This is a genomic window from Synechococcus sp. CC9616 (genome assembly GCF_000515235.1).
In the GTDB taxonomy this organism is placed as follows: domain Bacteria; phylum Cyanobacteriota; class Cyanobacteriia; order PCC-6307; family Cyanobiaceae; genus Parasynechococcus.
This window is the reverse complement of record NZ_KI911558.1, coordinates 2,116,952-2,130,779: the sequence shown is the minus strand read 5'-3', so window position 1 is coordinate 2,130,779 and position 13,828 is coordinate 2,116,952. Positions and strand designations below refer to the sequence as shown.

The following is a 13,828-nucleotide window of genomic DNA, read 5'->3' as shown; positions in this document are numbered from 1 at the left end:
ATAATCTGACAAAAAATTATAAACTTAATGGTTAAAACCAGGACCTACAGTCCATACAAGACTGAACATTAAACGTGGTTTGAGAGTGGGCAGATAAGCGCGATGGTATCCGCGAGGATCCTCTAGGAAGCAGGTTCCAGCTTTACCAAGCCAAACCTTAGGTGAGACCAACAGACCAAGATGCTGAAGATGATCATCATCGATAAATGAGGACGAACGTCCTGACACTAGTGGATAATCTACATCATCAAAAGCAATAGAGATGGTTGAAGGATTATGGCTATGCGGTATGAAGGCATGAGGACCACATTCTTGATCAACGTCAGTAACATAGAAGAATAATTTAAGTTCATGGAAGTCATCTCTATCACGATGCCAGAGCTGAGCATTACTTGGTCTATGAGAATTGCCTTGAGGATATTGCCACCAAGCCTCACACTCATAAAGATAAGCAGGTGCACCAAGATACAAGGATACAAGTGTATTTAGTTGAGAATCACTGCAGAGACGTCGAACTGAAGAAAGACTGGAAACATTATGAAGATATTCTGTCTCAACACGATTTCCATCTGAATATTTACCATGGCCCTGGCATGGGAGCGAGGAAATCTCATCAATGATCAGAGATGAGAAGGGTATGTTTAAACGAAGAAAACCATTATAGACAAGAGAATTAAGTTGGGAAGAAAATTCAACTCTAGCTTTAGTAATGGTTTTCCAGCGATCTAGCTGATTCTTTGCTGAGATCTGGGAGACCAAATTACCTATACGATACCTTTCTTCCAAGGTTAAGTCTGATTTAAGCAATAAGCGATAGAAATCCCTACATAATTCAGAGAAGAACGGATTACTCATAATCAAAAATCCAAACTCACTACAGAAGGACGACAGACACTATCGCCACGTTCTTTAACAAAAACAATATGATTTGCTGAATCTTGTCGTTGACGCAACTGATTAATGGCTAAACGATCCTGAGCTAAATCCCAAGACCAACCCTGTTCCAAACCTACATAATAAAAATTATACAGATGGGAGGGGATAGCGAGTCCAGTACTAAGAACATAAAAGGGTACAGAAATTGACTCAAGTGCTAGACAAAATTTTCGACCGATATCTGTAGAAAAAAACTTGGATGTAATAAATACAGCTGAACAACCATTGTTAGAAGATAAATGAGCTACAAGGTCGAGATCATCAGAAAAAACAAGACTCTTGACTTTAGGCACTGCATTAAGACTGATGACAGAATCAGAATTTGGTTCAAAATTGGTAACGCCACAGGGAGGTAGTATTAGGGATCTAGCGTGCAAGAAAAGCTGCTTGTGCATACAGGCATCATTAGGAACAGAGGATTCACACCTAATAGTTTCTGAAACAATATTTGAAGAACTTAAGGACGATTTATCCTCAACTTCAGCAGAGTACACAGAATCATAATAGATACATTCGACTGTCAAAAAACTATTCAGTAGATACTGAGAAATCGTCGTATGACTTCCATCAAGAGAACAATTGAGCAACAAGTCATGCCCTGGCATTAACATTTGGCATAAATTAGCAAGAGCCAAAGGGTGGAATTCCGAGGGGATATGCGATATAGTATTACAACAAACAATTAGGTGGAAAAAGTCTGAAATAGGAATAGGGCGAATTAAGTCTGCGTGAAAAAAGACATCACCTGGGGACGATACCTTTTTAGCCTCAGATAGTCTAGACAATGAGATATCAAGACCAAAGTATTGACATGAATGAGGAAACATAGTACGAGTTAATGATGCATGACATGCAGCATCTAGGATATTGGGGGTAGAGCTGAAGGAATATTCCAATAGCCGGTCACGGATTAAACACCACAAATAGTTTTTACTGGTGCGAAAGGTGCACAAAGGGAGCGATCGCTTCGAAAGGGCAGGCTTGCGCGGACTAAGTAAGAGCTTCATGAACGAAAATTATAGACTTAAAGGTTAGCAGAAGCATAACAAGCAAAAAGATGGGAAAAAAATGGAAATTGGCAACATGTTAGGATCAAAAGAGCAAATAAAGCTTGATGAGAATTTTGCTAACCGGGGGTACGGGAAGTTTTGGAAAGGCCTTTATAAAACAAATTTTAGGTTCAGACTTTGGTGTAGAAAGGCTTGTTGTGTACAGCAGAGACGAACTAAAACAGTGGGAAATGCAGCAAACATACACACAAGATAAGTTTCCTCAAATTAGATTCTTCTTGGGAGATATGAGAGATCACGAAAGGTTGTTATTGGCATTAGAGCGAATAGATGTTGTTGTACATGCAGCAGCACTAAAGCAGGTGCCAGCAGCAGAATATAATCCAATGGAATTTATAAAAACGAATGTAATCGGTGCAGATAATCTCATAAAAGCATGCCTCCAAAGCAAAGTAAAGAATGTAATAGCTTTGAGTACAGATAAAGCAGCAGCGCCGATAAATCTATATGGAGCAAGTAAACTATGTTCAGACAAGTTATTTGTTGCTGCAAACAACATGGTGGGATTTCGAGATTTAAGATTCTCGGTCGTAAGATATGGAAATGTTATGGGATCACGCGGTTCCGTCATACCATTTTTTATTAATAAAGCGAAGGAGGGAGTATTGCCAATTACACATCAAGACATGACAAGGTTCAACATAACATTACAAGAAGGGGTGCAAATGGTTATAAAGACATTGGAGGAAAATAAAGGTGGGGAAATATACGTGCCAAAGATCCCAAGTTACAAAGTCATGGATGTTGCCGAGGCGATTGGTCCGAGCTGTAAGAAAAATATAATAGGTATAAGGCCAGGAGAAAAGATCCATGAAGAGATGATCACAGAAGCAGATAGTGAAAGTACGTATGACTTTGGTAATAAATATGTTATAATGCCCGCAGATGGAAGTGTCGAAAAGAAATACATAGAAAGTGGGCTAGAGCTAAAGAAGGTGGTCAAAGGCTTTAAATATAATTCCGGTGAAAATCCAGACTTCCTGACAATCTCCGAAATAAGGCGATTAATAACTAACAATGTAGACGACAAGTTTAAGCCTGTATGAAAACAAAATTTTGCATAGGCACAGCACAATTCGGAATGAAATATGGAATTACAAACAAAAAAGGTAGGACAAGAATTGGAGAAATGCGTAAAATAATCAATCTATGTGAAAACTACGGAATTAAATATATTGACACTGCAATGAATTATGGAAGTTCAGAAAAAAACCTGGGAAAGTGTATAAAAAATAATTCAAAATTTAAAATAATCACGAAAATCGCCATAGAGGATGTAACTCAAAATGGCATATTCTCGACAACGAAAGCTGAAAGAGCATTACAGGGAAGCTTTAAAAAACTCAGAGTTTGCAAATTAGAAGGGCTTCTTGTTCACACTCCAAGTATATTAGGAACAAACGAAGGCGAATGTCTATTAAATTGGATGAAAGAAAAAAAAGAAGATGGGCAAATAGACAACATAGGAATATCGATATATGAAAAAAATGAGATCAGCGAAGTAAAGATTAAAAATATTGACATTGTTCAACTACCTATATCGGTATTTGATCAGAGAATAATTAGAAATGGTGGGATAAAGTGGCTGAAAGATAATGGGGTAAAAATATTCGCAAGAAGTATTTTTATGCAGGGAATACTACTTAGTAAGAATCTAACAGGGTATAAGCTAAGTAAGGAGATGATAAAGCACCATCAAAGATGGAAAGCATCCCTAAAAGAAAAAAATCTGACACAGCTGGAAGAATGTATAAATTTTGTAAGTAGTATTGAAAGCTTAGAAGCTATAACAATTGGTGTAGAGAGCGCGGAACATTTAATCCAAATATTGCAAATAGAAAAAAGAAGAATTAAAGAGTGCAGCACATCAGACTATTTAGGATGGAATTGGGCTAAAATAGAAGATATTGATCCAAGGAAATGGCGGACAAACAAAGAGAAGTCTTTATGAACACCGAAGGGGACGAATGGTATAAAAGAAATAAGAACTATGATAAGAACCAATTTTTAAAATATGATCCCATATGTAAATATATAAAAGAAATTGCAGAACATCTTGATAACAGGGTTAGTTTACTAGAAATAGGTTGTAGTGATGGGAGAAGACTAAAAGCTCTAAGGGAGAATTATGATTGGGAATATCTAGGTATAGAGCCTAGTACAGCAGCAATAGAAACAGGTAAGACACATGGAATAAATATACGAAAAGGAAGTGCAGAAAGCCTACCAGTTAAAACTAACAGTATTGATATACTGATCTACGGATTCTGCTTGTACTTATGTGATAGAGAAGAATTGTTTTCAATAAGTGCGGAAGGAAATAGAGTCACAAAAAATAAAAGTTGGATAATCATCCACGACTTTTGGTCAAAGGCTGACATGAGCAACAAATATCATCATAAAGGGGGTATAAAGAGCTACAAAACAAAGCCGGAAGAAATGTTTTTATGGCACACACACTATACAATTATGGACTCTAGTGTAAGAGATATATCGACAGGCAAATATACTGACGAACGTAACAACTGGGTCAAAACCTCTATAATAAGGAAAAATTCAGTAATCGAATAATGAAAACAATCATAGTTATACAAGCAAGATACAATTCAACACGCTTGCCGGGCAAAGTCATGATGAAAGTAGGGAAGATTAGTTTATTAGAGCTATTAATAAGCAGACTCAAACGTTCCGAAGAAACACACGAAATAATACTGGCGACAACAAAAAAAACTAGCGACGATGAGCTCTGCAAGTTGGCTGTGCAAAATGGTATTAAATGCTATAGGGGAGAGGAAATAGATGTGCTTAGTAGATTTTATCATGCAGCCAAATTATACGTAGGAGATATAATTGTAAGAATTACAGGAGACTGTCCATTAGCTGATCCAAACCTAATAGATGATGCAATAAGAACCTTCAGGAATAAGAAAGTTGATTACATAAGTAACTGCAACCCTCCAACATATCCTGACGGATTGGATATAGAGGTCTTTTCAATGGAAGTACTACAAAGTGCATATGAAAAGGCAAATAGCAACGAAGAAAGAGAGCATGTGACACCTTGGATGAAAAATACTGACCAAGTCAAAAGACACTGTATAAAAAATGCGGAGGATTATTCTTATCTAAGATGGACAGTAGATGAGAAAGAGGACATAGACTTATTAAGAAGAATTGATCAACACCTGAACGACAGCATCGGGGCAGGATGGAAAGAGGTTCTGAAGTTGAAAGAACTTAATCCTAATATTTTTGATAGTAATTTGATGCACAAACGTAACGAAGGCATGAAAAAGTCAACGGGAGAGAAACTATGGGGAAGGGCCAAAAAAGTTATTCCGGGCGGTAATATGTTACTCTCGAAAAGAGCAGAAATATTTTTACCAAACAACTGGCCAACGTATTACGACAGCGCATATGGATGCAGAGTAAAAGATTTGGATGGTCGAGTATTCATAGATATGTCAATGATGGGAATAGGCACTAACACTCTAGGATATGCAAGAGAAGAAATAGACGAAGCAGTGAAAGAAGTAATTGGGAGAAGCAATATGTCGACACTTAATTGCCCAGAAGAAGTTTATCTAGCTGAGAAGTTAGTCAAGATACACCCATGGGCAAACAGAGTACGTTTTGCACGAACAGGTGGTGAGGCCAATGCTATCGCGATTCGAATCGCTAGAGCGGCAACTGGGAAAGATGGAGTGGCAATATGCGGATACCATGGATGGCACGACTGGTATTTAGCCACAAATCTGAGAAACGGTGAGGGACTTGATGAACACCTGCTAACAGGTCTTAAACCAAAAGGGGTACCAAAAGCTCTTCAAGACACAGTTTATCCATTTAATTACAATGACTTGGAGGCGTTAAAACTAATACTTGAAAATCGTGAAATAGGTGTAGTGAAAATGGAAGTAGAAAGAAATACTGAGCCAACATCAGGTTACTTAGATAATGTAAGAAAACTATGCACCGAGAAAGGAGTTGTACTTATATTTGATGAATGCACATCTGGATTTAGAGAAACCTTTGGGGGACTGCATAAAAAATATAAGGTCACGCCAGATATTTGTATATTTGGGAAAGCACTAGGGAATGGTTACGCAATCACAGCAGTAATAGGGAAAGAAGAATATATGGATGAAGCGCAAAATACCTTTATTAGTAGCACTTTCTGGACTGAACGGATTGGGCCTACAGCAGCTCTCAAAACACTGGAAATAATGGAACGGGAAAAAAGCTGGGAATATATTACACAGCTTGGAAATAAGGTAAAAGAAAGCTGGAAAGAAATATTCACAGAAAATGACATAGAATATAGTATTACTGGCATCGCATCATTGGCAGGCTTTGTGGTCAAGAACAGAGACTCAATAGCATGTAAAACATTAATAACTCAAGAAATGCTAAAAGCAGGTTATTTATCAGGGACAAATTTCTACGCATCGACAAGTCACAGCTCTGATATAATAAAAAAATATTTAGAAGAATTCAAAAAAGTAATCCAAATGCTTTCAAACTGCAAAAGTAATGATGACCTTTTGAAGTTGATTGACGGCCCATTGTGCCACTCCGGATTTGAGAGATTAAACTAAGCAGAGAACACAAGTGGCGTGCTAAAATTTTGAAAATAAGTTGAATCAATGAAAGTAGTAGGCATTAACTGGGAACAAAATTCTACTGTAAGTCTTTGGATAGAGGGAAAACTAATTGGGACATTATCCGAAGAAAGGTTATCAAGAGTCAAAAATGATGAGCGATATCCGATTCAAGCAATTAATTTTTTACTAAAAAAGAATAACTTAAAGAGGAAAGATATTGACAAAGTAGTATTTGTATCGACAATGTGGAGTCCAGGGTATATTTTGACTAGACACTATACAAAATTCACAATTCAAGACTATATAAGAGAACAAAGAGAGGTATGGAAGCCTCGCCTGTACGAAAAAGCAGAGATCAGTCAATTAGAAGTTTTTAGGGATAAATTAGATGTAGAGCAGTTTCCAGGTAAAAAATTCTGGAACGAAATAATTAATGAAATGCACGGTGACTCAGGCCACGTATCTTCTAAACAGGTACTCAGATTTGCAAATATTAGAAAGGACGTTGTATCTCATCATCTAGGAATTAGTGTTGATGACATAGTGTTCATGGATCACTCTAGGAGCCATGCAAACTATGCTTACTTTATGGCTCCGAAAATTTATCATGCGGATGACTGTATAGTTTGTACATTAGATGCTTTTGGTGATAATCTTAATTATACAGCATATGTTTACAAGAGAGAGGAAGGAAAATTAAAAATAGAAAAAATATGCTCTGGTGATAGCTTTATTATTGGTAGACTATACAGATATGTCACTCTTATTCTTGGTTTAAAACCGAACGAACATGAATACAAAGTCATGGGTATGGCACCATACTGCAAAGAGGAATACTCTGAGCATATAGTAAATAAATTCAAAGATTTACAAGATGTAGAGAAATTTAATTTTGTCTTTAAAAATAAACCAAAAGATTTATATTTTGCTATTAAAGAAATGCTAGATGGTGAGCGATTTGATTCAATAAGTGGTGCTATTCAGAGATATACAGAGTATCTAGTTGGAAAGTGGATAAGCAACCTTACTGAAAATTTGAAAATTAACAATTTGGTTATGGCTGGGGGTGTATGCATGAACGTCAAGAATAATATGTTAATAGCAAAAAAAACTAGTGTTAAAAACTTATTTGTACCACCATCTCCAGATGATTCATCACAATCAATGGGCTGTGTATTATCTTATCTATTCAAAGAAAAAAAGCATATTGATAGTATGACAACATTCACGCCGTATTTGGGCCAAAACGCAGTAACACAAGAAGATAAAACATTAAGTAGTCAACTAATCTGGAACAAAGATCGAGAAATTACAATTCGAAAAATAAGATATAATCAAGATGATGTAGCATCAATGTTATGCAATGGATTAATCGTAGCAAGATGCTCTGGTAGAGAAGAATTTGGTGCAAGAGCTCTAGGAAACAGATCGATCTTGGCAGATCCCAGAAGCAACAAAATAAAAAAGATTATCAATGAAAAGATTAAAAATCGTGATTTTTGGATGCCGTTTGCTTGTTCGGTTATTGAAGAATATGCTGAAGAGTACTTTAATCTAGACACCGATATTAATAGCTACAGATATATGACAATGTGCTGTGAGACTACAAAAGCTGGCAAAAAACTGCTAGAAGCAGCGATTCATCCATATGATGAAACTTGCAGACCCCAAATAGTAGATCGAAAAACAAATGTACAATACTATGATCTTATAGAAGCATTTGGACTAAGAACAGGTTGTTATGGTCTGCTAAATACATCTTTTAATCTACATGGAGAACCAATAGTAAGCAACTCAAAGGATGCTTACGATGTATTTCTTAAAACAGAAATTGATGTCTTAATTATCGAAGACGAAGTATTAGTAAAAACCTTTGAAGATGAAGGATAATTGCATTAAAAAAAGCTACTAGAATTTTAAATTCAGCAGTAATACTCAAGCCAAATCTTGAAACTCCTTCGATTCTATCGTGAGTAATAATATAAGATGATTTAACTCTGAAGCCATCAAGTAAACATTTGATTGTAAAATATGTGCCTACAGAGGGGTAGTCTGGAAACACATTATTGCTAATTACACTTGACCTATAGCATTTAAAGCCAGAAGTTATATCCCATACACCGAAAAAGATGTAACTATAAATTGAGAAGATGTATTCAGATATCCTAGGTAACTTCGAGCGAGAACCTATTGAAATTGAATAACCATGGTTTTCGATAAAATCAAAAAGTTTCGGGATCTCATGAATTGGATGTTGACCATCCGCATCAATAGTTAAAATTGACGATGCATTTAATTTTAAAGAATGGTACAATCCTTTTAACACACTATATTCATATCCGCGATTGATGCTATTGGTAATTGTCTGAACATAATCATAACGACTACAAATTTCTAAAGTCGCATCTGTGCTGCAATCGTTGACAACCACAACAAGATCACAAAAATCATATACAGAAAGTAAGATTTCGTCTAGCGTTGCTTCTTCGTTAAAAGCAGGTATAACGATAGCTCGCATCAGGCATAAAGGTTACCCAAAAGAACTAGATCCCCTTTTGCTATTGCATCAATAGTGGTTTTTCCAACAATGCGTTGAAGGTGAGAGGGTGGTAAACCGTCAGGAGGACAAGGGCGAAGTGCGGAAACAAGCGAGCTATCAAGAACCGTCTTGGCTGGGATATCACATGCAGCCCGTAAGGAGCGTCTCTGAAGGATGTTTGTCTCAATCTCATTCGCCTCAACACGTTTCACGCCATCGCCTAGGGCGGCCTCAAGCTCTCGTGACCTTACGACCATCTCAGTCCATGATGTGGAATCCATAGAAAAGGGATGATCAGGACCTGGACGTGATGTGTCATCCGTGAAGTGCTTTTCTATGACTCGAGCCCCCAAAGTAATTGCGCCTAAGACGCTTGAGTGACCTGGTGTATGGTCTGAAAGACCAAGAATTGCTTCAGGGAAATATCTAGCATATGTCTTAAGCACAGATAAATTTACATGTCGCAAGTTGGATAATGACCCTGTGTAGTTAGTATTGCATTGCATAAGAACAATTTCAGAGGTTAATCTTTTTGCGCAATCAAAGGCGATTTTAACCTCGTCAAAAGATGAAGCCCCTGTTGCTAATAACAAAGGCTTGCCACGTATTGCAAGATTTTCAATCATTTCTAACCAGGTGATATCTCCGGATCCGACTTTCCAGGCACATACATATGAATCTAAAAAATCTAAGATAGATAAATCGTAAGGCGCAGTCAAATAATCAATACCAGCACTATCACAAGCCTTCTTTAAATGGCTTGACCAATCCAAAGAAATCGACGCACGATCATATGTTTCATAAACACTAGATTCCCAAGAAGACTGATGAGAATCAAGATCTTTCAGCTTACTAAAACCCAATTTGGAAACAATACTATCAGCAAAAAAGTTTTGAAATTTAGCAGCATTAGCACCTGCCTCAGCACAGAGATTTATCAGATCAATTGCGCGAGATAGACTACCGTCATGATTTGCCGCAATATCTGCAATAAAATAACTAGGAGCATTGTAGGATATTTCAGAGGTACCAATATGCATAGAACAATTAAGCAATAAAAGAATCATGACTATAACACATTATTTATAATAGGTCGTATTGACGCCAAAGAGAACATACGACTTCCTCTGGCGATGGCATAACTAAACCGAGTATTGCTTCTGCTTTGCAACAATCTAATCCAAGATCTGAGGCTCTCGCAGGATGTAGTCCTTGAACACTGGCTTCAGAAGCACCGGACAAGTCTACCTTCATTTCTTTTGCCAGTAAGGAAGCAAATTTGAATTTTGATATTGACCGTGAAGATGCAATATTAAATAAACCAGAACAACCTATCTGAGCCAACGAATAAACAAAGCAACAGAACGTGGATACATCAATAGTAGATGTGTAAAAATCTGTAAAAAGCTGAATCGAAGCGGAAGTTTGAAGCGAATCAATCATCCATTCAATAAATGTCGGACGATGAACAGAATTGCGGAAACCAGTAATATTTGTCCTGATAATTAAACTTCTGTCGCACAAGGAAGCATATAACTCGCCAAGATACTTTGACTTGGCATAACTATTTATTAGAATAATAGGATCAATTTCGGAGTGAAGAGAGGGGACATCATCCAACAAATAATAGTGATCTGTAGAGATATGAAGGAACAAAAAATTATGACGCCTAGATGAAGAAGCCAACTTAGAAGGCAACAAAGAATTAACTTGGTAGGAAAGAATTGGGTTATCTTCACAAGCTTGTAATGATACTAGGGCTACACAGTTAACAACAATACATGGCTTAAAAGAACAAAAAATATCCTCTAAGAAATCGTATTCAGTGACAAGATTAAGATTAAGATCAGGACCATTACGCGATACGCCCAATACATCAAGATCGCGCTCCTTGAAGTATTTATAGAATGCCTGGCCAGCCATGCCTCTGGCACCTAAGACAATTATTTTTCGGAACATTCAATAAAATAAAATAATCTGATTATAGACTTTAACACTGATGAAAAAAAGAACAAGTAAGATTTTGATCATTGACCACGGTGTAGGAAATATTGGTTCACTCGTAAATGCATTGAACTTCTTAAATTTTGATGCAATGCCTGTTGATCATGAAGATAATTTCAAACAGAGCCAAAATCAATGCGGCTTTATATTGCCTGGAGTAGGTACATTTGACGAAGGGATGAAAAATATCAGGGGGAAAAAGCTTGATCGTGTAATAGAGAAACTGGTAAAGAGCGACGTTCCGGGTTTAGGTATATGCTTAGGTATGCAACTTTTATGCAAACAAAGTGAGGAAAGCTCAAAAAATGAGACAGGCCTTGGATACTTTGATGCGAGTGTAAAATTCTTAGATAATAGTAAGGCTCCTGTACCATCAATTGGTTGGAATTCTACGTACCAAAGCTGCGCGGTTGGAAATAAAAACCTAGAGCTACTAAATGGTGACTTCTACTACCTACACTCTTACTATGTAAAATGCTGGGACATTAATAATCGGGTGGCATGCTATAAACATGGAGATTCAGAAGTCACAGCAGCAATTGAAAAGAATTCTCTATTGGGAGTACAGTTCCATCCTGAAAAATCACAATATCAAGGTTTAAGCTTGATTAAAAACTTCTTTGGAGGTATGTAAATGACACTCAAAAGACTCATACCCATTATTTTGGTAAAAGAGGGACTTCTTGTAAGAAGTCAACTCTTCAAATATTTTCAAGCGATTGGCGATCCAATACCAACCATCAAAAGACTCTCAGACTGGAATGCAGATGAGATCATTCTTAACAATATAAGTGATACAGACATAATGGATTCTAGACGAGAAGACAAATATCACAATATTGGAAAAGGTTCATTTATTGAACTTGTAGAAAAAGCGGCAAAGTTTTGCCACTGTCCGTTAACAATTGGTGGTGGAATTCGGAGCTCATCGCAAATTGATGAACTATTTCAAGCTGGTGCAGACAAAGTGGTAATTAATAGCTCTCTGTTTGATAACCCGGACTTAATCAGAAAATCGTCTTTAAGATATGGAAAACAGGCAATTACAGGATCAATTGATATTAGACATGATTCTACAGGGAGTTCAGTGTGGAAAGCGAAAGGAAAGATAAATACAGGCTTTACTCTTGATAGGGCAATCGAATACGCAACAGAATTGGGAGTAGGTGAACTAATCATCAGCTCTATAAATAATGACGGTTCAACCCTTGGATATGATAAACATATAATAGAAGTAATCGAAAAAATGGTAATCAATATTCCAATTATCATTAATAGCGGGGCCACAACAAATTCGCATTTTATGCATGGATTGAACAGCAAGAATGTTTCAGCAGTAGCAGCTTCTAATGTATTTTATTTCACCGAACTTTCGTACTTTAATATTAAGAAAGAGTTGGTAGAAAGTGGCTGTAAAAACGTTAGATATCCATCAATTGATTCTCCCTTCATTAAACGAGAACCAGAATATTCACAGACAGAAAAAAATTTATTAATGGAAAAAGCGCGTGAAAACTCCACATTTCATAAAGACAAATATGATGGTTCTAAGCTGACAAAAATTCGCCAATGTACATCATGCTTATACACATCTATTAGCGCAGCTCCTATGCAATTTGCTGAAGATGGTGAGTGCATGGGGTGCAAAATATCGAAAGTAAAACTTTCACAAACAAACAAAAGGTATGATCAGCTAAAGGAGTATTTATCCAAAATAATTAATTCAAAAAATTTATCGAAAAGCTATGATTGTATTGTATCTGTTAGCGGAGGAAAAGATTCGTATTATCAAACCCACTATATAAAAGAGGTAATGGGATTAAATCCTCTTCTTGTAACATACAATGGAAATAATTATACAGATATTGGCTGGAAAAACTTATGGAATATGAGAAATGCTTTTGATTGTGATCATTTAGTTATTAGTCCATCAGTCAAAACATTGAAGAAACTGAACAAAATAGCTTTCATAGTCATGGGAGATATGAATTGGCATTCACACGTCGGCATCTACACGACAGCTCCTCGAATTGCGGTGCAACAAAAAATCCCCTTAATATTCTGGGGTGAGCATGGTTACGCTGATTTATGTGGGCAGTTTTCTATGAGTGACTTTCCAGAAATGAACTATAGAGAACGCACTGAACATGATGGAAGAGGTTTTGATTGGAATTTCTTCGTAGGAATCGATGGAATCACCGATAAGGATATGACACCTTGGAAATATCCAAGTGACAAAGACATAAGCAATATTGGTCTAAGACAAATATTTCTGGGTCACTACATACCATGGGAGTCGAATACTCATTTGGAATTAGTAGTAGAGAAATATGGTTTCGAGGTAAGTGATACTCCTTTTGAGAGGACTTACAGAAAAGGATCTAATTTAGATGATATGCACGAAAATGGTATTCATGACTATCTAAAATTTATTAAATTCGGCTATGGTCGATGCACAGATCACGCGTCAAAGGATATTCGTGCAGGAATTTTGAGCAGAACAGAAGGCATCAAACTTGTAGAAAAAATGGATCATATTAAACCAAAGGATTTAGCGAGGTGGCTTAATTATGTTGGAATGAGTGAACGGGATTTTGATCGGATTGCAGACCATTTTCGCGATCCACGAGTATGGTCTTGGAAGGAAGACACAGGATGGAGTAAATCTTATTAAG

General features: G+C 36.8%; 12 protein-coding genes. 7 read left to right on the top strand and 5 right to left on the bottom strand.

Annotated features, from left to right (window positions below; all coding sequences use genetic code 11):
• Positions 1-24 precede the first annotated feature (24 nt).
• Complete coding sequence (locus SYN9616_RS17430; protein ID WP_156918794.1) at positions 25-855, bottom strand: hypothetical protein; 831 nt, start codon at positions 853-855, stop codon at positions 25-27.
• A 2-nt stretch (positions 856-857) separates the two neighbouring features.
• Positions 858-1,571 (bottom strand): hypothetical protein, encoded by a 714-nt coding sequence (locus tag SYN9616_RS17425; RefSeq protein WP_156918793.1) that lies wholly within the window; start codon positions 1,569-1,571, stop codon positions 858-860.
• A 479-nt stretch (positions 1,572-2,050) separates the two neighbouring features.
• Between SYN9616_RS17425 and pseB the strand changes: the two genes are divergently transcribed.
• From pseB to SYN9616_RS0112075, 5 genes are read left to right on the top strand one after another with little or no spacing between them, the layout of a single operon-like run.
• Positions 2,051-3,052 carry a UDP-N-acetylglucosamine 4,6-dehydratase (inverting) gene (gene pseB / locus SYN9616_RS0112095; protein WP_037991015.1) on the top strand — a complete coding sequence of 334 codons (1,002 nt, stop codon included), beginning with the start codon at positions 2,051-2,053 and terminating at the stop codon, positions 3,050-3,052.
• Complete coding sequence (locus SYN9616_RS0112090) at positions 3,049-3,957, top strand: aldo/keto reductase (protein WP_084218351.1); 909 nt, start codon at positions 3,049-3,051, stop codon at positions 3,955-3,957. Before pseB ends, SYN9616_RS0112090 begins: the two co-directional genes overlap by 4 nt.
• Positions 3,927-4,577 carry a class I SAM-dependent methyltransferase gene (locus tag SYN9616_RS0112085; RefSeq protein WP_084218350.1) on the top strand — a complete coding sequence of 217 codons (651 nt, stop codon included), beginning with the start codon at positions 3,927-3,929 and terminating at the stop codon, positions 4,575-4,577. Before SYN9616_RS0112090 ends, SYN9616_RS0112085 begins: the two co-directional genes overlap by 31 nt.
• Positions 4,577-6,604, top strand: a complete 2,028-nt coding sequence (locus SYN9616_RS0112080) for an aminotransferase class III-fold pyridoxal phosphate-dependent enzyme (protein ID WP_028953320.1) — start codon at positions 4,577-4,579, stop codon at positions 6,602-6,604. The genes SYN9616_RS0112085 and SYN9616_RS0112080 overlap by 1 nt, the downstream gene beginning before the upstream one ends.
• A 48-nt stretch (positions 6,605-6,652) precedes the next feature.
• Positions 6,653-8,500, top strand: a complete 1,848-nt coding sequence (locus SYN9616_RS0112075) for a carbamoyltransferase C-terminal domain-containing protein (protein WP_028953319.1) — start codon at positions 6,653-6,655, stop codon at positions 8,498-8,500.
• Here SYN9616_RS0112075 and SYN9616_RS16655 read toward each other — a convergent pair.
• From SYN9616_RS16655 to SYN9616_RS16645, 3 genes are read right to left on the bottom strand one after another with little or no spacing between them, the layout of a single operon-like run.
• Positions 8,454-9,128 (bottom strand): glycosyltransferase family 2 protein, encoded by a 675-nt coding sequence (locus SYN9616_RS16655; protein ID WP_071991469.1) that lies wholly within the window; start codon positions 9,126-9,128, stop codon positions 8,454-8,456. The two genes, SYN9616_RS0112075 and SYN9616_RS16655, sit on opposite strands and share 47 nt — an antisense overlap.
• Complete coding sequence (locus SYN9616_RS16650; protein ID WP_071991468.1) at positions 9,128-10,189, bottom strand: N-acetylneuraminate synthase family protein; 1,062 nt, start codon at positions 10,187-10,189, stop codon at positions 9,128-9,130. Before SYN9616_RS16650 ends, SYN9616_RS16655 begins: the two co-directional genes overlap by 1 nt.
• 43 nt (positions 10,190-10,232) lie before the next feature.
• Positions 10,233-11,108 carry an SDR family oxidoreductase gene (locus SYN9616_RS16645; RefSeq protein ID WP_084218349.1) on the bottom strand — a complete coding sequence of 292 codons (876 nt, stop codon included), beginning with the start codon at positions 11,106-11,108 and terminating at the stop codon, positions 10,233-10,235.
• Positions 11,109-11,148: 40 nt separating this feature from the next.
• On the opposite strand from SYN9616_RS16645, the gene hisH reads away from it, so the two are divergent.
• Positions 11,149-11,787: an imidazole glycerol phosphate synthase subunit HisH gene (gene hisH / locus SYN9616_RS0112070; protein WP_037991011.1), complete on the top strand. Its 639-nt coding sequence runs from the start codon at positions 11,149-11,151 to the stop codon at positions 11,785-11,787.
• The gene (locus tag SYN9616_RS16640) at positions 11,788-13,827 is read left to right on the top strand and encodes an N-acetyl sugar amidotransferase (RefSeq protein WP_071991466.1); all 2,040 of its coding nucleotides are present in this window, start codon (positions 11,788-11,790) and stop codon (positions 13,825-13,827) included.
• Position 13,828: the final 1 nt, after the last annotated feature.

Bases quoted from the DNA above. Each gene is read 5' to 3' on its own strand.
- SYN9616_RS17430 (WP_156918794.1), bottom strand. From the start codon at position 855: ATGAGTAATCCGTTCTTCTCTGAATTATGTAGGGATTTCTATCGCTTA.
- pseB (WP_037991015.1), top strand. From the start codon at position 2,051: ATGAGAATTTTGCTAACCGGGGGTACGGGAAGTTTTGGAAAGGCCTTT.
- SYN9616_RS0112090 (WP_084218351.1), top strand. From the start codon at position 3,049: ATGAAAACAAAATTTTGCATAGGCACAGCACAATTCGGAATGAAATAT.
- SYN9616_RS0112085 (WP_084218350.1), top strand. From the start codon at position 3,927: ATGGCGGACAAACAAAGAGAAGTCTTTATGAACACCGAAGGGGACGAA.
- SYN9616_RS0112080 (WP_028953320.1), top strand. From the start codon at position 4,577: ATGAAAACAATCATAGTTATACAAGCAAGATACAATTCAACACGCTTG.
- SYN9616_RS0112075 (WP_028953319.1), top strand. From the start codon at position 6,653: ATGAAAGTAGTAGGCATTAACTGGGAACAAAATTCTACTGTAAGTCTT.
- SYN9616_RS16655 (WP_071991469.1), bottom strand. From the start codon at position 9,128: ATGCGAGCTATCGTTATACCTGCTTTTAACGAAGAAGCAACGCTAGAC.
- SYN9616_RS16650 (WP_071991468.1), bottom strand. From the start codon at position 10,189: ATGCATATTGGTACCTCTGAAATATCCTACAATGCTCCTAGTTATTTT.
- SYN9616_RS16645 (WP_084218349.1), bottom strand. From the start codon at position 11,108: ATGTTCCGAAAAATAATTGTCTTAGGTGCCAGAGGCATGGCTGGCCAG.
- hisH (WP_037991011.1), top strand. From the start codon at position 11,149: ATGAAAAAAAGAACAAGTAAGATTTTGATCATTGACCACGGTGTAGGA.
- SYN9616_RS16640 (WP_071991466.1), top strand. From the start codon at position 11,788: ATGACACTCAAAAGACTCATACCCATTATTTTGGTAAAAGAGGGACTT.